Below are 20,806 nucleotides of genomic sequence, written 5' to 3' on the forward strand. Positions count from 1 at the left end.
TGTGGCGCTCCCCTGTCGGAATATGAAGATGTAGGTACGGAGCTCAGACTACCGCTCGGTCGCCGCGAGCTGTCCGCAGGCCCCGTCGATCTCCTGACCACGGGTGTCCCGGACGGTGACCGGCACACCGTGGGCGGCGATGGCCTCCACGAACGCCTTCTCGTCCTCGGGCCGGGATGCGGTCCACTTCGACCCGGGCGTCGGGTTGAGCGGAATGAGGTTGACGTGCACGGGCTTGCCCTTGAGCAGCCGCCCGAGCCGGTCACCGCGCCATGCCTGGTCGTTGATGTCCCGGATCAGCGCGTACTCGATGGACAGCCGGCGCCCGGACCTGGCGGCGTACTCGAGCCCGGCGTCGAGCACCTCGCGCACCTTCCACCGTGTGTTCACCGGTACGAGGGTGTCGCGCAGTTCGTCGTCGGGCGCGTGCAGCGAGATCGCGAGTCGGCATTTGAAGCCCTCGTCGGCGAACCGGTGGATGGCCGGGACGAGTCCGACGGTCGAGACGGTGATCCCGCGCTGGGACAGCCCGAGCCCGTCCGGCTCCGGGTCGGTGAGCCGGCGGATGGAGCCGACGACCCGGTTGTAGTTGGCGAGGGGCTCGCCCATGCCCATGAAGACGATGTTGCTCAGCCGCGCCGGCCCGCCGGGGACCTCGCCGTCCCGGAGCGCGCGCATGCCGTCGACGATCTGGTGCACGATCTCGGCGGTGGACAGGTTCCGGTCGAGACCCGCCTGCCCGGTCGCGCAGAACGGGCAGTTCATGCCGCAGCCCGCCTGCGAGCTGATGCACATGGTCACCCGGTCCGGATAGCGCATGAGCACCGACTCGACGAGCGTCCCGTCGAACAGCCGCCACAGCGTCTTGCGCGTGGTGCCCTGGTCCGTCGACAGATGCCGTACGACGGTCATCAGCTCGGGGAACAGCTCCTCCCGGAGCCGGTCACGGGAACCGGCGGGGATGTCGGTCCACTGCTCCGGCGCGTGCGCGTACCGCGCGAAGTAGTGCTGCGAGAGCTGCTTGGCACGAAACGGCTTCTCACCGATCGCGGCGACGGCGTCCTTGCGCTCGGCGGGCGTGAGATCGGCAAGGTGCCGCGGCGGCTTCTTGGCTCCGCGGGGGGCGACGAAAGTGAGTTCTCCGGGCTTAGGCATGGCCGTACCAGTGTCGCAGATCTTTTGCTCGAACCTGTGCTCGAATAGCGGCCGGTGCACCGGGCACGCGGAAAGGCGCCGCCCTTTCCGCAGCGCCCGTCCGGAGAAAGGTTCCGCGCCTGGCCCTAGCCGCCGGTCCGCTCCAGCAGGTCCTTGAGCAGCTGTTCGTCGCGCGGCAGCTCCTTGCGCATCTGGGGGCGGACGACGAGAGGCACCAGGGCCCTGCCGAGGCCGTGCCCTTCGAAGTCGAGCTCTATCGTCACGCGGGAGCGCCGCCCGTCGTCGAGCGGCTCGATCTCACCGTGGGCGCGTGCCCTGACGGGGCCTTCGATGCCGTGCAGACCCCAGCTGTGCGGCGGGTCGAGTTCGGTGAACTCAACGGTCATCGGAATCTCCCTGGCACCGATGCGCCGGGTGACCCGGACGCGGGAACCGGGATGGATGGGCCCCTCGTCGAGCACCTCCGTGGCGACGGCACTCAACTGCCATTCCGGCAGATGAGAGGGGTCCGTGACATACGCGTAGACGTCTTCGGGAGTGCGGTCGACGTCGATGACTTCTCGGATGGTTGACATGGTGACCCCCTAGAAGGGCTTACACCCGAATCGTCCCACCAGACGGGCCAGGACACCATCGGCGGAAAGCCGAGGAGCCCCCGTCCTCGGAAGGGCAGGGGCTCCCACGCACTACAACAGCCAGGTCAGCCCACGAACAACACCAGCAGCAACCACACCACCGGCGCCGTCGGCAACAGCGAATCCAACCGGTCCATGATCCCGCCATGTCCCGGCAGCAGCGTGCCCATGTCCTTGATGCCCAGGTCCCGCTTGATCATCGACTCGCCGAGGTCGCCCAGCGTGGCGCTGGCCGCGACCGCGAGGCCGAGGAGCAGTCCCTGCCACCAGGTGCCGTCGTCGATCAGGAACTGCATGCACAGCGCGCCCGCCACCATCGCGAAGCTCACCGCGCCGAGCAGGCCCTCGCGGGTCTTGCCGGGGCTGATGCGCGGGGCGAGCTTGTGCTTGCCGAAGCGCCAGCCGACGGCGTACGCCCCGGTGTCGCTGACGACCGTCAGGAGCAGGAACGTCAGCACGCGCTGCGCACCGTCGTCGGCGGTGAGCATCATCGCGACGAACGTCGCCAGGAACGGCACGTAGAACGCCGCGAAGACGCCGGCCGTGACGTCCTTGAGGTAGCCCTCCGGCGGTTCCGTCATCCGCCAGACCAGGACGGCCAGCGCGGTCAACGCCATCGTCACCCAGGCGCCCTCGGCACCCCGGACGTATCCGGCGACGACCATCGCCGCACCGCCGAGCGCGAGCGGGACGAGGGGCGCCTTGATGCCCTTGCGCTCCTCGAGCCGACTGGTCAGCTCCCACAGCCCCACGACGACCGCGACCGCTATGACGCCGACGAACACGGCCTTGACGACGAACAGCGACGCGACGATGACCACGCCGAGCCCGACGCCGACCCCTATGGCCGCACCCAGGTCGCGCCCCGCGCTCTTCTTCTTCGGCTGGGGCGCCGGGTGCGGGACGTCGGGCATGGGCTCCGGATTCTGCGGCACCGCCCCGTAGGGCCGCGCCTGCGGCGTGTCGTAGGTCTGCGCCTGCGGCGTCTCGTCGCGGAACAAGGGACCGCTCAGCCGAGCGGCCCCCCGGTCGTCATCCTGGTCGTCGCCGTACTCAGGTACATCGGCTACGTGGGGAACGACGGGCATGGGGCGAGTCTGCCGCGCCTCAGGCGCATCGTACGCGGGGCCCGCCGGGGCAGACCCCTGGACAGGCCCCTGGTCGGACGGCCCCCAGTACCCGGTATGTGGCGGCGCGCCCCAGGAAGAGTCGTTCATCAGACCTCGAGCAGCTCCGCTTCCTTGTGCTTCAGGAGCTCGTCCACCTGGGCGACGTACTTGTGCGTCGCGTCGTCGAGATCCTTCTCCGCACGGCGGCCCTCGTCCTCGCCGACCTCGCCGTCCTTGATCAGCTTGTCGATGGCGTCCTTGGCCTTGCGGCGCACGGAGCGGATGGACACCTTGGCGTCCTCGCCCTTGCCCTTGGCGACCTTGATGTACTCGCGGCGGCGCTCCTCGGTGAGTTCGGGGAACACCACTCGGATGATGTTGCCGTCGTTGCTCGGGTTGACGCCCAGGTCGGAGTCGCGGATCGCCTGTTCGATGTTGCGCAGTGCGCTCTTGTCGAACGGGGTCACGACCGCCATGCGCGGCTCCGGCACGGAGAACGAAGCCAGCTGGTTGATCGGCGTCGGCGCGCCGTAGTAGTCGGCCACGATCTTGTTGAACATCGCCGGGTGCGCACGGCCGGTGCGGATCGCGGCGAAGTCCTCCTTGGCGACCACGACGGCCTTCTCCATCTTCTCCTCGGCCTCGAGGAGGGTCTCTTCGATCACCACTTGCTCCTGCGTGTCTTGAGTAGGCCCGGCTGCGGTTCCTTGGTGGGGGCGGCGGCCGGCTGCGTCGCGTCTTCTTCCTGCACGGTTCCCGACCGTCAGGACATTGTCCATCCCCCGGTCAGGGTCCGTCCCGTCCGTCCCCCGGACGGGGTTGTTGTCGGGTCGTCAGTTCCGGCTGCCCTGGTCACCCACAAGCGTGCCGATCTTCTCACCCCTGACGGCGCGGGCGATATTGCCCTCCGCCAGAAGCTCGAACACCAGGATCGGGAGCTTGTTGTCGCGGCACAGGGTGATCGCGGTCATGTCGGCGACCTTGAGGTCGCGGGTGATGACCTCGCCGTAGCTGAGCGAGTCGAACTTGACGGCCTCGGGGTTGGTCTTCGGGTCGGAGTCGTAGACCCCGTCCACGCCGTTCTTGCCCATCAGCAGGGCCTCGGCGTCGATCTCCAGGGCGCGCTGTGCGGCGGTGGTGTCGGTGGAGAAGTACGGCATGCCCATACCGGCGCCGAAGATGACCACGCGGCCCTTCTCCAGGTGCCGTACGGCGCGCAGCGGGATGTACGGCTCGGCGACCTGGCCCATGGTGATGGCCGTCTGGACGCGCGAGTCGATGCCCTCCTTCTCCAGGAAGTCCTGGAGGGCGAGGCAGTTCATCACGGTGCCGAGCATGCCCATGTAGTCGGAGCGGGCCCGGTCCATGCCGCGCTGCTGCAGTTCGGCGCCGCGGAAGAAGTTGCCGCCGCCGATGACGACGGCGACCTCCGCGCCGTCCCGCACGACGGCCGCGATCTCGCGGGCGATCTTGTGCACCACGTCGGGGTCGACGCCCAGACCCCCGCCACCGGAGAAGGCCTCTCCGGACAGCTTCAACAGAAACCGGCCGCGTACTTTGCCGTCGTCGCTCTTCTGGGCCTTGGTGGTCATGGGTTCTCGCCTCTTTAACGTGTCGCACATACGAAGAAGGCCATTGCCGCAGGGTGTTCGCATCCCATGCTCGGCAATGGCCTCCTCGTCAGATCTGCTGTCGTCCGCCACACGCGTGCGCAGCGGCGTCCGCGGAAGACTGCTGTCGACCTTATCGGGGTCGAGCGTCGATCGCGGTACGGACTCAGATGCCGACCTTGATGCGCGTGAAGCGCTTCAGGGTGACACCGGCCTCGTCCAGGACCTTCTGGACCGACTTCTTGTTGTCCAGCGCGTACGGCTGGCCGAGCAGCGTGGCGTCCTTGAAGAAGCCGTTGAGGCGACCCTCGACGATCTTCGGCAGGGCGGCCTCGGGCTTGCCCTCGGCGCGGGTGGTCTCCTCGGCGACGCGGCGCTCGGTCTCGACGACCTCGGCCGGCACGTCCTCCTTGGAGAGGTACTTGGGCGCGAAGGCGGCGATGTGCTGGGCAACGCCCTTGGCCAGGTCGGCGTCGGCCTTGTCCAGCTCGACCAGGACACCGATCTGCGGGGGCAGGTCGGGCATGGTGCGGTGCATGTAGGCGAAGACGAAACCGTCGGCGAACTGCGCGAAGCGGTCCAGGACGATCTTCTCGCCGAGGTTGGCGTTGGCCTCGTCCACGAACGCCTGGACGGTCTTGCCGGGCTCGATCTCGGAGGCGAGCAGGGCCTCGAGGTCGGCCGGGGCGCTCTTGGCGACGTGCTCGGCGATCGTGTTGGCGGCGGCCTGGAACTTCTCGCCCTTGGCGACGAAGTCCGTCTCGCACTTCAGCTCGACCAGGACACCAGAGGTGTTGTCGTCGGCGATGACGGAGACCACGGCGCCGTTCTCGGCGGAGCGGCCCTCGCGCTTGGCGACGCCCTTCTGGCCCTTGATGCGCAGGGCCTCGACGGCCTTGTCGACGTTGCCCTCGGCCTCGTCCAGCGCCTTCTTGCAGTCCATCATGCCGGCGCCGGTGAGCTCGCGGAGCTTCTTGACGTCAGCGGCGGTGTAGTTCGCCATGATCTGTGAATCTCTTCTCGGAGTTCGAAGTCTCGGAGGCGGCGGCCGCCGCCGCTCGTGGGGCGGGCGTCCGCCGAAGATCTACGGGCTACGAAGATCTAGGGGCTGTGGGTGAACGGCGGGTGGCGTGCTCGGCGCCACCCGCCGTCATCTCAGCCGTACGACCGTGAAGGTCAGGCCTGCTCGGCGTCCGCGGCCGGAGCCTCGGCAGCGGGGGCTTCGGCGGCAGGGGCCTCGGCGGCGGGCTCGGCGGGGGCTTCGGCGGCAGCCGGAGCCTCAGCGGCGGCCGGGGCTGCGTCCTCGGTGTCCGCCTTCTTCTCACCCTCGAGCAGGTCGCGCTCCCACTCGGCCAGCGGCTCGCCCGCGGCCTTCTCGCCCTTGCCCTCGGTGGCGACACCGGAGCGGGAGATGAGGCCCTCGGCGACCGCGTCGGCGATCACACGGGTGAGCAGGGTGACGGAGCGGATCGCGTCGTCGTTGCCCGGGATCTTGTAGTCGACCTCGTCGGGGTCGCAGTTGGTGTCGAGGATGGCGACGACCGGGATGTTGAGCTTCCGGGCCTCGCCGACCGCGATGTGCTCCTTCTTGGTGTCCACGATCCAGACGGCGCTGGGCACCTTCTGCATCTCGCGGATACCACCGAGGGTCTTCTCCAGCTTGGCCTTCTCACGCGAGAGGACCAGGAGCTCCTTCTTGGTCAGACCCGACGCGGCGACGTCCTCGAAGTCGATCTGCTCGAGCTCCTTGAGGCGCTGCAGACGCTTGTAGACGGTCGAGAAGTTGGTGAGCATGCCGCCCAGCCAGCGCTGGTTGACGTAGGGCATACCGACGCGGGTGGCCTGCTCGGCGATGGCCTCCTGCGCCTGCTTCTTCGTGCCGACGAACATGACCGTGCCACCGTGGGCGACGGTCTCCTTGACGAACTCGTAGGCACGGTCGATGTACGACAGCGACTGGAGCAGGTCGATGATGTAGATGCCGTTGCGCTCGGTGAAGATGAAGCGCTTCATCTTCGGGTTCCAGCGACGGGTCTGGTGACCGAAGTGGACGCCGCTTTCCAGCAGCTCCCGCATCGTGACGACGGCCATGGCCGTTCTCCTTGATTTCTCGGTTGTGCCGCGGAAGCCGGACGGCTTCCGCGCCTGACGCCCACATGCGCCGTGCCACGAAGGACCGAGGAGCGCTGACACCGGCCGGATAGCGGCCCGGTGTCGGGGCGTGCGAAGTCGACCCGGTGACCCGGATCGCCAGAAGAAGTGTACGGGACCCACAAGGCACCGGGTGACGCCGCTGTCCACAACCCGGGAGTTATCCACAGATCCCGGCCATGATCGCCGGGTGTGCGGCACGGTTCTCGCATGCGAGCGAAGCGATGCGTGGCTACGACGGTGGGGTGGCTGCTGGTCCTGACGGCAGCGGTGTCGATGCGACCCGGGTTCCGGGACATCCCGGCAGGCACAGAGGTACCCGCCTCAGTGCCGGCCATCGCCCGCTCCTGGCCCGTGGGCACACACCCCGGGGTCCTGCGCGGCTGGGATCCCCCGCCGACCCCCTACGCCCGCGGCCACCGAGGCGTGGACCTGGCAGCACCCCCGGGCACACCTGTACGGGCGGTGGCCCCGGGCCGGGTGTCGTTCGCGGGCCGGGTGGCGGGAAAGGGGGTCGTCTCACTGGAACTGCGAGAGACGGGCGACCCACCCCTGCGCACGACATACGAGCCAGTACGCCCGTCTGTGAAGAAGGGCGAGGAGGTGGAGGCGGGCGAGGTGGTGGGCATGGTGGAGCCGACGGCCACACACTGTCCCACGAGCTGCCTGCACTGGGGCCTGCTCAGAGGCAGGACGTACCTGGACCCACTGTCCCTACTGCCCCCGTGGCTCCTGCACAGGGGGCCGTCGAGGCTCCTGCCGGTACTGGGCGTGCCGTTGCCTGCCAAGTCGCCGTAGCTGCGGGCAGACGTGCGCTGGTGCTGCGCACTCAGGCGAACGCCACCGCGCAGCCCGCCCGGCCACGCCGACGTCAGCCCCGCACCCCCCGCAGAGCCATGGCCACAGCCGCATCGGTAATCGCCGAGGGCTCCTCCGCCGCCCCCAGCTCAATCCTCCGCACGGCCGCGTCAACAACCCCCTGAAGCAGCATCGCCGCCAGCCGGGGCTCCGCGTGCCCCATCTCCCCCAACGCCTCGACGATCATCGCCACCAGCCCGCCGTGCGCCGCCCGGATCTTCTCCCGGGCCCCGGCATCCAGCTCACTCGCCGAGATCGCCACCACGGCCCGATGCCGCCGGTCCCCGACCAGCGCCAGCTGCTTGCGCACATACGCCTCGACCTTGCCCTCGGCCGTGGACGCCTGCTCCATCGCCGCCGAGACCTCCGCCGCCCACACGGGGAAGTCGACCTCGCACAGCTCCTCGACCACGGCGGCCCGCGACCGGAAGTACTCGTACACGGACGACCGCGCGAGCCCCGTCCGTTCGGCGAGGGCCGGGAAGGTCAGTGCCTCCGTCCCACCCTCGGACAACAGGGAACGAGCCGCGTCCAGCAGGGCGGCTCGCTGCATCGACCGGTGCTCGGCCACGGAGGCCGCTCGAATCCTTGGCACGTCACCACTTTACGGACGCGCCACCCCCGGCGGGAGTCATCCCGCCGGACGGCTCCCCATTCGGCCAGGTCACCGACCGAAGCCGGCCAGTTTCGCCCGCAACTGAAGCACGGACTTGGTGTGGATCTGACTGACCCGGCTCTCGGTCACCCCGAGCACGTTGCCGATCTCGGCGAGCGTGAGCCCCTCGTAGTAGTACAGCGTGACCACGGTCTTCTCCCGCTCGGGCAAGGTGTTGATCGCCCGCGCCAGAAACCGCCGCAGTTCCCGGTCCTCGGCCACCTCCACCGGGTTGTCGGCGGCGGTGTCCTCCAGCGTGTCCATCAGGCTGAGCCGGTCCCCGCCCTCACCCCCGACGTGCAGCAGCTCCTCCAGCGCCACCACGTTCGCCAGCGACAACTGGCTGAAGACCGCGTGGAGCTCGTCCACCGCGATGCCCATCTCAGCGGCCACCTCCCCCTCCGACGGCGTGCGCCTGAGCCGCGCCTCGAGCGTTGCGTACGCCCGCTCCACGTTCCGCGCCTTCTGCCGCACCGAGCGCGGAATCCAGTCCAGCGCCCGGAGCTCGTCGATCATCGCGCCCCGGATCCGGGTGATCGCGTACGTCTCGAACTTGATCTCCCGCTCGATGTCGAACTTCTCGATCGCGTCGATCAGCCCGAACACCCCCGACGACACGAAGTCCGCCTGCTCCACATTGGGCGGCAGCCCGACACTCACCCGGCCGGCCACGTACTTCACGAGCGGCGAGTAGTGCAGGATCAGCTGCTCGCGCAGCCGCTCGTCACCCGTCGCCTTGTACGACCGCCACAGCTCGTCGAGCGTCGAGGGAGCGGAGGGCCGCACGCTGCCACCGTCGCGGGCGGCTGGGGGGATCGCCGCCCGGTCGGACCCGGAGGTGTGCTGGGGCATTCGTCGCCTTGTGCCGTTCTGCCGTGAAGTGGGGGCGCCTGGGGGAGCTGCCGGCCTGATGTCGGTGATATCGGTGATGTCGGTCTGGTGTCGCTGGTGGCGGTCTGCGTCGTAATCCTCGTGAGCGTAGCGTGACTGGAAGGTCGCGGTGCGCGAAGGGCGGAGCCCGGACCATGCGCAGATACGTTCCGCTGGACGCCCCGCCGGGTCACGATGATCGCTCTGCGTGATCACCGAAACCCGCCAACTGCGGGAATTCCCAAGGGCGTCCGGGTTCCCCCGGACGGCCGAACACGCTGGGTCAGCATCGACTCCGACCACCGCGAACGGAGATCATCGCCTGGCGTGTCAACTTCCAGCCGTCGCCGTGTCGTTCGACGTAACCAAGTGCTCGGAGTTCGTACAGTCTCGCGATCGCGTCGTCCTCGGCGGTCTGCGCGCCCCGCGCGATCTCGCCCACGGTGGCCGCCCGGCGCCCGGGCAACGCGGCCAGCACCCTTCGGGCGTCCGCCTCCAGCAGGTCCCGCGGCAGCACGGGCCCACGCCGGTCGGGCGCCAGCTCCCCCATGTCTCCCACCAGTTCGACGACCTCTGCGGCATCGGTGACCAGCACGGCCTCGCCCCGCAGGAGTTCATGCACCCCCGCGGAGAGCCCACTGGTCGCCGGTCCGGGCACCCCTATCGTGTGACGCCCCAGCCGCTGCGCCGCCCGGGCCGTGACCAGCGAGCCGCTCCGATGGGCGGCCTCGATGACCACGGTGCCCCGGGTCAGCGCGGCGATGACCCTGTTCCGCACGATGAACCGGCTGGGCGTCGGATGGTCCCCGGGCGGCAACTCCCCGACCACCAGCCCCTGTTCCGCGATCCGGCTGATCAACTGGGTGTGTCCGCGGGGATAGGGCCGGTCGACCCCGCAGGCGAGCACGGCGACGGTCGCCCCGCCGGCCCCGAGGGCGCCCCGATGGGCGGCCCCGTCGACCCCGTAGGCGCCGCCGGACACGACGACCCACCCCCGCTCGGCCAGCCCGCCGCCCAGCACGGCCGCCATGTGCGCCCCGTACTCGGTGCAGGCCCGTGCGCCGACGACGGCCACGGACCGGAGCGCCCACATCCGCAGACTGGGCCGCCCCCGAACCCACAGCCCCAGTGGCCGGGCATCCCCGAGATCATCGAGCTGCCCGGGCCACTCCCCGTCGTCGGGCCCCACGAACCGCACCCCGGCCTCCCGGGCAACGGCGAGATCCCTCTCCGGTTCGGCGAGCCGGGACCGCGCCGTCAGCCCCTCCCACCGCTTGTAACTCACCCCGGGCAAGGGCTCCGCCCCCGCCCGCAAGCGCCGTACCACTTCCCGGACCCCGTACTCCCTCAGCCAGCGCCCGCCGACCTCGTCGCCGGGTTCGACGACCCGGGTGAGGAAGACACGGTCGAGCAGCTCGTCCTCCGGATCGTCGCCGCCGTTCACGTCAGCGCCCCGATGGCCATGGGCACGCCGCGCGGTACGCCGGTGCGCAGTTGCAGGGCGAGGGCGACGTCCGTCGCGTCGGGCCGGTCGTGACCGACGAGGTCGGCGACGGTCCAGGCGACGCGCAGGACCCGGTCCAGCCCACGGGCGGTCAGGACGCCCCGTTCGAGGTTCCGTTCCGCCTCGTCCATGGCGCCGGTCGCCGCGTACCAACGGCTGCGCAGCTCCCGTCCGGGGATCTCACTGTTGGTGAGCCACGGTGTGCCGGCGAGGCGGGCCGCCGCCCGTTCCCGGGCCGCCCGCACCCGGTCGGCCACCGTCCGGGTGGACTCGCCCCGGGCGCCGCGCCCGGTCAGCTGGGCGCGGGTGACGCGGTCCACCTCGACGCGGAGGTCGACCCGGTCGAGCAGCGGACCGGACAGCCTGGCCTGGTAGCGGCGGATCGCCGAGGGCGGGCATTCGCACAGGTCGTCCGCCAGGGAGAAGCGGCCGCACGGACAGGGGTTGGCCGCCAGGACCATCAGGAACTTCGCCGGGAAGCGCACGACGCCCGCGCTGCGCGCGATCACGACATGCCCCGCCTCCAGGGGTTGCCGCAGGGCGTCCAGTGCCTGGCTGTTGAACTCGGGCGTCTCGTCGAGGAAGAGGACACCCCGGTGGGAGAGCGACACCGCGCCGGGCCGCGCGATGCCGGGGCCGCCGCCGACGAGTGCCTGCATCGTCGCCGAGTGGTGCGGGGCGCAGTAGGGGGCGACATCGATCAGAGGCTTGCCCGGTGGCAGCAGGCCCGCCACCGAGTGCACCGCCGTGACCTCCAGGGACTCCCCCCGGCTGAGGCGGGGCAGGATGGCCGGCAGCCGTTCCGCGAGCATCGTCTTGCCGGCGCCGGGCGGCCCCTCCAGGAACAGGTGATGTCCGCCCGCTGCGGCGACCTCCGCCGCGGTGCGCGCCGAGATCTGGCCCACGACGTCGGCGAGGTCATGGCCGCGGTCGGGATGTGCGGCGCCCATGCTGTGCATCCCCGTGGCCGCGCCGGTTCCCGGCACGCGCAGCCCGGCGAGGAGCGGGTCCGGCCGGCTCTGGTCGTCCGGTTCCTCGTCGGGTACCGGTTCGTCCGCGAGGACGGCGATCAGCTGGCGCAGACTGCGCACGCCCAGCACGGACACGCCCGGCACCAGCGAGGCCTCGGCCGCGGCGCACTCGGGCACGACCACCTGCTCATAGCCGGCCTCCGCCGCGGCCAGCACGCCGGGCAGGATGCCCCGGACGGGCCGCACCCGCCCGTCCAGGCCCAGCTCCCCGATCATCACGATGTCGGCGAGCACGCGCGGATCGATCCGCTCGGCGGCGCCGAGCACGGCGCACGCGACGGCCAGGTCGAAGCCGCTGCCGGCCTTCGGCACCGAGGCCGGGCTCAGCCCCACCGTCAGCTTCTTCGCCGGCCAGGCGGTCCCGGAATTGACCACCGCGGCCCGGACCCGGTCCCGGCTCTCCGTCAGGCTCTTGTCCGGCAACCCCACCAGCGTGAACGCCGCGACCCCCGGTTCGAGGTCCGCCTGGACCTCGACCACCACACCTTCGACGCCCACCAGCGCCACCGAGCACGTCCGAGCGAACCCCATTCAGGCCACCCCCCGCACGTGCTCGACCACGGGTGCGCCGCGCTGTGGCAGCACTACGCCGACCAGGTCGATACGGACGCCTCCCGGGGGTGCCCCGCCATGGGCGTGGAGCCAGCCCTCGGCCAGGCTCCGCAGGCGCTCCGCCTTCTCCGGTGTCACGGCCGCCATCGGATGCTCGAAGGCACCCGCCCGCCGCGTCTTGACCTCGCAGACCACCAGGACGTCCCCGTCCCGCGCCACGATGTCGATCTCTCCGGTCCTGCCGCAGCGCCAGTTGCGCTCCAGGACCGTCATCCCGGCCTCGACCAGCCGCCGCGCGGCCAGTGTCTCTCCGTACCTGCCGAGTGCGCTGCGTTGTGCGTTGCGGGTGTTCATGTCGGCACCACCTCCGGCGCCAACCGTCACGCACCCGCCGCCAAGAAGTGGATCTCGGTGGACTACTCAGCGGTTGTGGACAACTCCGTCACCCCTGCGGGTGACCATCGGTCGCCCGTCAGCTGCCCGGCAGCTCCAGGTCGCTCTTGTTCAGCTCCTCGATGTTCACGTCCTTGAACGTAAGCACTCGAACCTGCTTCACGAAGCGGGCCGGCCGGTACATGTCCCACACCCAGGCATCCGCCATGGACACCTCGAAGAACACCTCACCCTGGACCGAGTGCACCTGCATCTCGTAGTCATTGGTCAGGTAGAAGCGCCGCTCGGTCTCGATCACATACTTGAACAGACCGACGACATCGCGGTACTCCCGATAGAGCTTGAGCTCCATCTCGGTCTCGTACTTCTCGAGATCCTCGGCGCTCATGGCATGTTCCCCTTCAGCCGTGCGATCCCACCATTGTGCGCCAGTCCCGTCAGCCCCTAGACGATTTCCGGGTCAAGGGTCACGGGTCCGGCCGGGGGACCTTCGTCGAGCAGAGTACGCAGCAGCTCGGCGAGTCTGGTCGGATACACCGTCTCATGTGCCCGGGTCAGTTCCCGACACGTCCACCAGCGCGCTCCGGCGACACTGCGCCGCTCCAGCTCGGTGAGGCCCGTCGCCCGGGTCGCCGTCTGTGTCGTACGGGCCAGGTAGTACCACTCGTCCTGGTCCCAGCGGCGGCCCGCGAACGGGAACGAGCAGATCCGCCGCCACAGCACCGGCCCGAGCTCGACCTCGGTGATTCCGGTCTCCTCCGCGAGTTCCCGCAGCGCGGCCTCCTCGCGTGTCTCGTCGCCCTCGAGGCCGCCGCCCGGTGTGAACCACCAGTCGTCCGCCGGATCGTCCGGCTCATGGCCGTGCAGCAGCAGGACCCGGTCCTCCGGGTCGAGCAGCACGACCCGGGCGACCCTGCGCAACCCGCCCACATACGTGTCCGCCTCAGCGGCCACCCGCGGGCTCCGTCCCTGTACGGGACCGCCCGCCGAGCCGCTTGGCGACCGGACCGTACGCCCCGCCGCCCATCACCAGCACCGCACCGACGACGATCAGCGCCACGACCGTACGCAGCGGCCCCGGCGAGGACAGCGCGCCGAGCTCCTCGAAGCCCTCCGCACGCTCCAGCATGCCGTCCATGGGCCATACGACGGCGTCCACCCGGGCCGAAACAGCGCTGCGCGCCACCGTGCCGCTCGCGGCGTCCGCGAGGTGGGCAGTGGAGTCCAGGGAGCCGGACCGCTCGTCACCGAGCAGGAACAGCCGGCCCTTCGGGACGGTCACGGACGGGAAGTTCTGGATCTCGGCCAGGCTGTCCTTGGCGAGATACGGTTCGTCGATCTTCTTGCCGTTGACGGTCAGCTGGCCATCCGTGCAGCAGGCGACGGTGTCCCCGCCGACGGCGACCACGCGCTTGACCACGGGCGCGTTGGTCACCCAGGTCCTGTCGGTGAACACGACGACGTCACCCCGGCGCACTTCCCCGCCGTCGACGCGCTGCGCCAGCACCCGCTGCCCCGCGTCGATCGTCGGCGCCATCGAACTGGTAGGCACGGTGTACGGCCGGTAGACCACCGCTCCCCAGGCGAAGCCCCCGAGGAACAGCACGAGGCCCAGTGCGACGGCCAGTCCGGACAACCGCTCTCCGGTCCGGCTGCCCACCGGGCCCTTTCCTGCGCCGCCGCTCCGCGGGGCCGTACGTGTCGTGCTCTCGCCGCCCATGGGCACGCACCCTACCCGGCGGTACCTGACCCGGTCAGCCCTTCCACTGCGACCAAGGTCACAAGCTTTACCAGGGCATCAACAAGTCAAGACGTACGCCGGACAAGGTGCGTCCCGCACCGCCTCAGCGGGTCTCGGCCGCCGCGATCCGGCGCCGCCGCCACAGTGCCACCGGCAGGACGCCGGCGAGGGCGAGTCCCTGCGGCGCGACCGTCAGGGCGGCGGCCTTGGCGTTCAGGTTCTGGTCGAAGGTGTCCGGGACCGGCAGGGTGTCCCAGCGGTTGATCGGCCAGGCGATCACGATGGCGCGCCCGACGACCTTGTCCACGGGAACCATGCCGTTGTTCGCGTCGGACTGGTTGTAGCGCGAGTCCCGCGAGTTCTGCCGGTGGTCGCCCATGACCCAGATCTGGCCCTCGGGGACCTTCACCTTGAACTGGCCGCCCTGGTCGTCGACGCTGCACGGCGTGTTGCCGGGGTAGACGTACGACGTCTCGTTCAGCGCCTTGCCGTTGACCTTCAGCGGGCCCGTGCCCTTGCACTCGATCGTGTCGCCGCCGACGCCGACGACGCGCTTGATGAGGTCCTTCTCCTCCGCGGACGGCATCAGGCCGATCCAACTGAGGAAGGTCTGCAGGGCGTTCGGGTCGGTCGTGGGCTCGCCGGCCAGCCAGCTGTCGGGGTCGTGGAAGACGACGACCTCGCCGCGCTCGGGCTCGGAGCCGAACCAGGGGGTGAGCTTGTCGACCAGGACGCGGTCACCCTGCTGGAGGGTGTTCTGCATCGAGTCGGAGGGGATCGAGAACGCCTGCACCAGGAACGTCTTGATCAGCAGCGCGAGTACCAGCGCGATGCCGATCAGGATGGGCAGCTCCTTCCAGAAGGAGCGCGGCTTCTTCGGTGCGGGCTCCGCGTCGCCCGGCCCGTGGTCGTCGGGCCTCGTGCCGTCGTCCGCCCCTCCGGAGTCACTCCCGGAGGTCACGGCGCTGTCCGCGGCCGGGTCGGCTGCTCCCACGGGGTGTCCGCGGTGCTCCTCGCCGTCGTGCCCGGACCGTGCGCCAACCGCCACATCCCCCACGCCAACTCCTTATTCTGTGCCGCCGCCTGCCCCATACACGGCGCAGGCCCACTACTCCCATAACGAGCGGGAGTTCCGCAGGGCTCGGGAGCTGAACAGGTCCATTCGGATCGTCGGAGGCAACCCTATGCGACAGCTGGGGAGCAGCGGTCGACCCCGTCGCCGAGTCGGACACGGAAGCGTAGGTTTTCGGCTCGTCCAGGGTGTTCCAGTGGCCGAACGGCCAGGCGATGATCATGGCCTTGCCCACCACCTCCTCCTCGGAGACGGTGCCGCCGTAGTCGGTGTTCTGGTGTGCGCGGGAGTCCGCGGAGTTGGCCCGGTGGTCGCCCATCACCCACAGCCGTCCCTGCGGGACGGTGATGTCGAAGTCCGTCTGGGAGGGGGCGTTTCCGGGATACAGGTAGTCCTCTTGCAGGGGAACGCCGTTGACGGTGACCCGCCCTTGCGCGTCACAGCACTTGACCCGGTCGCCGCCGACGCCGACGACCCGCTTGATGAGGTCCTTCTCGTCGTCGGACGGCAGCAGGCCGATGAAGGTGAGCCCTTCCTTGACCTGTTTGACGACGATGGGGTCTTCCTTCTTGACGGTGGTCTGCTCGTCCTGCAGCCAGCCGCCGGGGTCCTTGAAGACGACGACGTCCCCGCGCTGGGGCTTGGAGCCGAACCACGGGGTGAACTTGTCGACCAGGACGCGGTCGCCGATCTGGATCGTCTGCTCCATGGAACCGGACGGGATCACGAAGGCCTGGACGAGGAAGGTCTTCAGGACGAGGGCTATCAGGACCGCGACACCGACGAGGAGGGGTATCTCCTTGATCGCGGAACGCCTGCGGCGCCGCTTGACCTTGCGCTGGAGCTTGCGCCGCTCCGCGCGCGTGCGCCCGCTGCCGGCCGCACCGGAGGCGCGCCGGGAGCCGGTGGGCAGCAGGTTTTCGGCCGCGCTGGAGGCGGCACCGCGCGGTTTACCACGGTTACCCATGGGCACCGTCCGCCGAGGGCACGCGCGCGTAGGCGCCGGAACGGTGCAGACGGGTGAGGTGGGCGGTGGGCCAGACGATCCAGTCGGCGCGGCCGATGACGTCGTCGACGGGAATCATGCCGCCGCCGGGCGAGCCCAGGTGGTCGCGCGAGTCGCTGGAGCGGCCGCGGTGGTCGCCGAGGACGAACAGGGTGCCGTCGGGCACGGAGACGTCGAAGGGCACCGTGGACGGGCTGTCACCGGGGTACAGGAAGGTCGACTCGTCGACCGACCGGCCGTTCACCTGGATCCTCCCCTCCCTGTCGCAGCAGACCACATGGTCTCCCCCCACACCCACGACGCGCTTGATGTAGTCGGCTTCTCCGAAATACCCAGTTCCGTCGAACACCACAACATCGCCGCGTTGCGGCTCGGCACCGAAACGGTACGCCAACCTATTTACGAGAACGCGGTCGCCGATCCTCAATCCACGCTCCATGGATCCGCTGGGAATCCGGAACGGCTGCAGCACGAAGGTGCTGAGCAGCAGGAGAAACAGCAGGCAGAGCAGCAGAGCCAGGGTGATGCGCCCGCCCGGGAGCCAGTCGGTGATCCGCGACACCAACGCGGAACGCGACCGTTCCTCCGGACCCTCTGTGTCCGGGGTGTCCCCGGATCCGGAAGGGTGGGAGGAGCGGTCGCGCTCCGTCGGCTGTGCTTCGGTGTCCATCGGGGCCAGATGTTATCCGGCCCCTCTGTGGGACCCCGCGCGCGATCAGTTGTCGCGCTTCTCCTTGATCTTCGCGGCCTTGCCGCGCAGGTCGCGCAGGTAGTACAGCTTGGCGCGACGCACGTCACCGCGGGTGACGAGCTCGATCTTCTCGACGATCGGGGTGTGCACCGGGAAGGTGCGCTCGACGCCGACGGAGAAGGAGACCTTGCGGACCGTGAAGGTCTCGCGGACACCGGCGCCCTGACGACGGATGACTACGCCCTTGAACTGCTGCACACGGGAGCGGTTGCCCTCGATGACGCGGACGTGGACGTTGACGGTGTCACCCGGGCGGAAGGCCGGGACGTCGCTGCGCAGCGACGCGGAGTCGACGGAGTCGAGCAGGTGAGACATTTCGTCTGCTTTCTTCGCTGATGCCACAGGTCATCAACGGGCGCTAGGTTTTCGAAAGGTTGCTGTCCGCGTCGGGGCGGGCGTCGTGTCCCCCTGTGGCAGGGGCGCACGCCGGACGGCGCACAACAGCGACCTATTCTTCCATGCCTTCTGGCCTGCACCAAAATCGGCCGTACGGTTCGCCCTCCGGATCGGGCGCCCAGCCCAGGATGGAGAGCATCTCGCGGTCCTTCTTGTCGAAGGCCTTGGGGTCGCAGCGCTCGATGAGGTCGGGCCGGTGCGCCGTCGTGCGCCGCAGTGCCTCGTCGCGCCGCCAGCGGGCGATCTTGCCATGATGGCCGCTGAGCAGTACGTCGGGGATCCCGCGGCCGCGCCACTCGGGCGGCTTGGTGTAGACGGGCCCCTCCAGGAGGCTGGCCATGGCGCCGGGCGCGAAGGAGTCGTCCCGGTGGGACTCGGCGTTGCCCAGGACGCCGGGCAGCAGCCGTGCCACGGCCTCCGTGACGACGAGTACGGCCGCCTCGCCGCCGGCGAGGACGTAGTCGCCGATGGACACCTCGTAGACCGGCATACGGGTCGCGTACTCGTCGATGACGCGCCGGTCGATGCCCTCGTACCGCGCCGGCGTGAAGATCAGCCAGGGCCGCTCGGAGAGCTCCACGGCGAGTTCCTGGGTGAAGGGGCGGCCGCTCGGGGTCGGGACGATGAGGGCGGGCGCGTGGGAGCTCGTCTCGTAGCCGTCGGCGAGGACCGAGTCCAGCGCGTCTCCCCAGGGGTCGGTCTTCATGACCATGCCGGGACCGCCGCCGTACGGAGTGTCGTCGACCGTGTTGTGGCGGTCGTACGTCCACTCGCGCAGGTCGTGCACATGGACGTTCAGCTGGCCACGCGCGCGTGCCTTGCCGACCAGGGAGACACTCAGGGGCTCCAGGTACTCGGGGAAGATCGTGACGACGTCGAGTCTCATGCGCTGTCGTCCCTCGACGAGGCACTGTGCCCTTCAGCGACTTCGTCGCGGGCCGCCTGGTCGTCGATCAGACCCGGCGGCGGGGTGATCACCGCGCGCTGCTCCTCGAGGTCGATCTCGGCGACGATCTCCTCGACGAACGGGATCAACACCTCGCTCCCGTCGGGCCGCTCGACGATGAAGAGGTCCTGGGAGGGCAGGTGCGAGATCTCGGTGATGCGGCCCACCGCCACGCCGTCCCTGGTCACGACGTCGAGGTCGATGAGCTGGTGGTCGTAGTACTCGTCCTCCTCCTCGGGCAGCTCGTCCGGGTCGATCTCGGCGATCAGGAGGGTGTTGCGCAGCGCCTCGGCGGCGGTGCGGTCGCGTACGCCCTCGAAACGCAGCAGGAGGCGGCCGCTGTGGACGCGGCCCGTCTCGATGGTCAGTGGACCGGCGGCGGCCGGTTCGGTGGCCAGGACGGCGCCGGGGGCGAGCCTGAGCTCCGGCTCGTCGGTACGTACCTCGACGGTGACCTCGCCCTTGATGCCATGGGCACGGCCGATCCGTGCGACTACCAGCTGCACTGTGCTTGCTCTCCTGTCATACGACTGCGGGCCGGGGACGGCCCAGTGGCCCTCCCCGGCCCGAGCCGGTGCTGCGTTTGACGTCAGCGGACGTGGTCGACGTCGACGAGGTCGACGCGGACACCGCGGCCGCCGATGGCGCCCACGACGGTCCGCAGAGCGCGTGCGGTACGGCCGTTGCGGCCGATCACCTTGCCGAGGTCGTCGGGGTGGACCCGGACCTCGAGCACACGCCCGCGACGCAGGTTGCGGGATGCGACCTGCACATCGTCAGGGTTGTCGACGATGCCCTTCACGAGGTGCTCGAGAGCCTCCTCGAGCATGCTCAGGCCTCGGTCGACTCGGACGCGGCGGCAGCCTCGTCCTTCTTCTCAGCCTTCTTCTTCTGGGTGATCGCCTCACCCTTGCCCTCGTCCTCGCCGCTGAGGGCCTCGAACGACGGGCGCGCGGCCTTCTCGGCCGGCTGCAGCAGCGGTGCCGGGGCGGGCTCGCCCTTGAACTTCTGCCAGTCGCCGGTCTTCTTCAGGATGGCGAGCACGGGCTCGGTCGGCTGGGCGCCGACGGAGAGCCAGTACGCCACACGGTCGGCGTCGACCTCCATGCGCGAGGGGTTCTGCACCGGGTGGTACAGGCCGATCTCCTCGATCGCACGGCCGTCACGACGGGTGCGGGAGTCGGCGACGACGATGCGGTAGTGAGGCGAACGGATCTTGCCCAGACGCTTCAGCTTGATCTTGACTGCCACGGGAGTGGGTTCTCCTGGAATTGACGTGGTTGGGCACGGCGAGATGGCCGCGTGGGGTTGCGGTACCCGAATGCCCGATGGACGCGTCAGCCGGAGGAGAGAGGGGTCCTATGCGGCTGTCGAGTACAGCTAGCCATTGTGCCACACCCCGCGGCTCACCTTGGACCGAGGCCGCGCCGAGGCATGCCTGATGGGCACCCGACGCCCACGGCCCGTACGTCGGGTGCGCCATCCGGCGTCAGCGCCCGGATGCGGCTGCCACGAGCAGCCGCATCCTCAGCTCGCCGCCGCGCCTACCACCTCGGGGATCCGGAACGGCTTCCCGCAGCCGCCGCACACGATCGGGGCCTGGGCCAGGACCGACGGGACGACCCGGACGTTGCGGCCGCAGTCGCACACGGCCTTCACGCGCACCCCTCCACCGGAGGAACCGTGGCGGGCCGCCGGGCCGCGGAAGGTGCGGCTGGTGTCCGCGGACGTCGCCGCGGTGTGGGCCTTCAGGGCGCGGTGGAGGCGGTCGATGGTCGGGCGGTAGCGGCGCTTGGCCTCGGGGTTGAGCGTGACCAGGGAGAAGCCGCTGCTGGGGTGCGGTTCCTCCGGGTGGTCCAGGCCCAGCTCCTCGGCGATCGCGAGGAATCTGCGGTTGTGGTAGCGGCCGGCACGGGAGGTGTCGCGGACGCCGCGCGCGGCGGCGATGCCATGGACTGCCTCATGCAGCAGTCGCTCGAAGGAGAGCTCGTGCCCGCACGCGGACGACGACTCTCCGATCAGGGACTCGGGCGCGGCAAGATCGGGCAGCTCGGGGTGGTACCGCTGAATGTCGGCCCACGCCTGCGCCAGCTCTGCGGCGAGAACAGGTGGTGTCTGTGTCGTGCTCACGTAATGACAACGAGCCGGAGTGCCCGTGTGTTCCGATTCCGGGCCATCCTAAATATTTTGCACGTACCCGTCAGTTGCGAATGATGCGCCCTGACGAGGGCGGGTGCGCTGATCTGCGGAGAAGCCTCACAGCTCGTACCAAGCTGGTGCGTAGTCCCACGTACGCCCCGGCATGTAGATCGTGTCCACGCGCCGGAACCCCTGTGGTCCGCCGGTGCACAAGGGGCGTTTCGGTCGCTCT

25 protein-coding genes are annotated in these 20,806 nt (G+C 69.8%); 1 reads left to right on the forward strand and 24 read right to left on the reverse strand.

The genetic code is table 11. The features are described from left to right. Positions 1-48: 48 nt before the first annotated feature. The 7 genes from rlmN to rpsB all read right to left on the reverse strand — a co-directional run bounded on the left by rlmN (position 49) and on the right by rpsB (position 6,600). Entirely contained in the window at positions 49-1,155 is a 1,107-nt protein-coding gene (gene rlmN, locus AQJ91_RS27700) for a dual-specificity RNA methyltransferase RlmN (RefSeq protein WP_067026917.1), read from the reverse strand. A 125-nt stretch (positions 1,156-1,280) separates the two neighbouring features. After that, on the reverse strand, positions 1,281-1,730 hold the full coding sequence (locus tag AQJ91_RS27705) for an SRPBCC family protein (protein ID WP_067026919.1): 450 nt from the start codon (positions 1,728-1,730) through the stop codon (positions 1,281-1,283). Between the two features lie 125 nt (positions 1,731-1,855). Then, entirely contained in the window at positions 1,856-3,007 is a 1,152-nt protein-coding gene (locus AQJ91_RS27710) for a phosphatidate cytidylyltransferase (protein WP_067026921.1), read from the reverse strand. Continuing rightward, positions 3,007-3,564, reverse strand: a complete 558-nt coding sequence (gene frr, locus AQJ91_RS27715; RefSeq protein WP_067026923.1) for a ribosome recycling factor — start codon at positions 3,562-3,564, stop codon at positions 3,007-3,009. Before frr ends, AQJ91_RS27710 begins: the two co-directional genes overlap by 1 nt. Positions 3,565-3,732: 168 nt before the next feature. Further along, the gene (gene pyrH / locus AQJ91_RS27720) at positions 3,733-4,491 is read right to left on the reverse strand and encodes a UMP kinase (RefSeq protein ID WP_067026925.1); all 759 of its coding nucleotides are present in this window, start codon (positions 4,489-4,491) and stop codon (positions 3,733-3,735) included. Between the two features lie 184 nt (positions 4,492-4,675). After that, positions 4,676-5,512, reverse strand: a complete 837-nt coding sequence (tsf, locus tag AQJ91_RS27725; RefSeq protein ID WP_067026927.1) for a translation elongation factor Ts — start codon at positions 5,510-5,512, stop codon at positions 4,676-4,678. Positions 5,513-5,685: 173 nt separating this feature from the next. Next, positions 5,686-6,600 carry a 30S ribosomal protein S2 gene (rpsB, locus tag AQJ91_RS27730; protein WP_067026929.1) on the reverse strand — a complete coding sequence of 305 codons (915 nt, stop codon included), beginning with the start codon at positions 6,598-6,600 and terminating at the stop codon, positions 5,686-5,688. A gap of 270 nt (positions 6,601-6,870) precedes the next feature. Between rpsB and AQJ91_RS27735 the strand changes: the two genes are divergently transcribed. Further along, on the forward strand, positions 6,871-7,458 hold the full coding sequence (locus AQJ91_RS27735) for a M23 family metallopeptidase (RefSeq protein WP_079085231.1): 588 nt from the start codon (positions 6,871-6,873) through the stop codon (positions 7,456-7,458). Between the two features lie 73 nt (positions 7,459-7,531). On the opposite strand, the gene AQJ91_RS27740 is transcribed toward AQJ91_RS27735, so the two are convergent. From AQJ91_RS27740 to AQJ91_RS27820, 17 genes are all read right to left on the reverse strand, one after another. Then, positions 7,532-8,089, reverse strand: coding sequence for a TetR/AcrR family transcriptional regulator (locus tag AQJ91_RS27740; protein WP_067026931.1), 558 nt, complete (start codon positions 8,087-8,089; stop codon positions 7,532-7,534). Between the two features lie 93 nt (positions 8,090-8,182). After that, positions 8,183-9,025, reverse strand: coding sequence for an RNA polymerase sigma factor WhiG (gene whiG, locus AQJ91_RS27745; protein ID WP_067026933.1), 843 nt, complete (start codon positions 9,023-9,025; stop codon positions 8,183-8,185). A 301-nt stretch (positions 9,026-9,326) separates the two neighbouring features. Beyond that, entirely contained in the window at positions 9,327-10,487 is a 1,161-nt protein-coding gene (gene dprA, locus AQJ91_RS27750; RefSeq protein ID WP_067026935.1) for a DNA-processing protein DprA, read from the reverse strand. Further along, positions 10,484-12,109 carry a YifB family Mg chelatase-like AAA ATPase gene (locus tag AQJ91_RS27755; protein ID WP_067026937.1) on the reverse strand — a complete coding sequence of 542 codons (1,626 nt, stop codon included), beginning with the start codon at positions 12,107-12,109 and terminating at the stop codon, positions 10,484-10,486. The genes dprA and AQJ91_RS27755 overlap by 4 nt, the downstream gene beginning before the upstream one ends. After that, complete coding sequence (locus tag AQJ91_RS27760) at positions 12,110-12,484, reverse strand: YraN family protein (RefSeq protein WP_067026939.1); 375 nt, start codon at positions 12,482-12,484, stop codon at positions 12,110-12,112. 118 nt (positions 12,485-12,602) lie between these two features. After that, on the reverse strand, positions 12,603-12,911 hold the full coding sequence (locus tag AQJ91_RS27765; RefSeq protein WP_005311352.1) for a DUF2469 domain-containing protein: 309 nt from the start codon (positions 12,909-12,911) through the stop codon (positions 12,603-12,605). A 56-nt stretch (positions 12,912-12,967) separates the two neighbouring features. Further along, the gene (locus AQJ91_RS27770; RefSeq protein WP_067026941.1) at positions 12,968-13,477 is read right to left on the reverse strand and encodes an NUDIX hydrolase; all 510 of its coding nucleotides are present in this window, start codon (positions 13,475-13,477) and stop codon (positions 12,968-12,970) included. Continuing rightward, positions 13,467-14,243, reverse strand: a complete 777-nt coding sequence (gene lepB / locus AQJ91_RS27775; protein WP_067026943.1) for a signal peptidase I — start codon at positions 14,241-14,243, stop codon at positions 13,467-13,469. Before lepB (AQJ91_RS27775) ends, AQJ91_RS27770 begins: the two co-directional genes overlap by 11 nt. Before the next feature lie 124 nt (positions 14,244-14,367). Then, positions 14,368-15,321, reverse strand: a complete 954-nt coding sequence (lepB, locus tag AQJ91_RS27780; protein ID WP_079085232.1) for a signal peptidase I — start codon at positions 15,319-15,321, stop codon at positions 14,368-14,370. Continuing rightward, positions 15,209-16,303: a signal peptidase I gene (gene lepB / locus AQJ91_RS27785; protein ID WP_067026947.1), complete on the reverse strand. Its 1,095-nt coding sequence runs from the start codon at positions 16,301-16,303 to the stop codon at positions 15,209-15,211. The genes lepB (AQJ91_RS27780) and lepB (AQJ91_RS27785) overlap by 113 nt, the downstream gene beginning before the upstream one ends. Continuing rightward, on the reverse strand, positions 16,296-17,012 hold the full coding sequence (gene lepB, locus AQJ91_RS27790; protein ID WP_067026949.1) for a signal peptidase I: 717 nt from the start codon (positions 17,010-17,012) through the stop codon (positions 16,296-16,298). Before lepB (AQJ91_RS27790) ends, lepB (AQJ91_RS27785) begins: the two co-directional genes overlap by 8 nt. A gap of 45 nt (positions 17,013-17,057) precedes the next feature. Next, positions 17,058-17,408, reverse strand: coding sequence for a 50S ribosomal protein L19 (gene rplS, locus AQJ91_RS27795; RefSeq protein WP_067026952.1), 351 nt, complete (start codon positions 17,406-17,408; stop codon positions 17,058-17,060). 133 nt (positions 17,409-17,541) lie between these two features. Next, positions 17,542-18,375 (reverse strand): tRNA (guanosine(37)-N1)-methyltransferase TrmD, encoded by an 834-nt coding sequence (gene trmD / locus AQJ91_RS27800; protein WP_067026954.1) that lies wholly within the window; start codon positions 18,373-18,375, stop codon positions 17,542-17,544. Then, positions 18,372-18,941, reverse strand: a complete 570-nt coding sequence (gene rimM / locus AQJ91_RS27805; protein ID WP_067026956.1) for a ribosome maturation factor RimM — start codon at positions 18,939-18,941, stop codon at positions 18,372-18,374. The genes trmD and rimM overlap by 4 nt, the downstream gene beginning before the upstream one ends. A gap of 83 nt (positions 18,942-19,024) precedes the next feature. After that, complete coding sequence (locus tag AQJ91_RS27810) at positions 19,025-19,264, reverse strand: RNA-binding protein (RefSeq protein ID WP_003973401.1); 240 nt, start codon at positions 19,262-19,264, stop codon at positions 19,025-19,027. Positions 19,265-19,266: 2 nt separating this feature from the next. After that, entirely contained in the window at positions 19,267-19,686 is a 420-nt protein-coding gene (gene rpsP / locus AQJ91_RS27815) for a 30S ribosomal protein S16 (RefSeq protein WP_067026958.1), read from the reverse strand. Between the two features lie 276 nt (positions 19,687-19,962). Beyond that, positions 19,963-20,565, reverse strand: a complete 603-nt coding sequence (locus tag AQJ91_RS27820; protein ID WP_067026959.1) for a hypothetical protein — start codon at positions 20,563-20,565, stop codon at positions 19,963-19,965. Positions 20,566-20,806: the final 241 nt, after the last annotated feature.

The organism is Streptomyces dysideae, from assembly GCF_001514305.1.
Classification (GTDB): domain Bacteria; phylum Actinomycetota; class Actinomycetes; order Streptomycetales; family Streptomycetaceae; genus Streptomyces; species Streptomyces dysideae.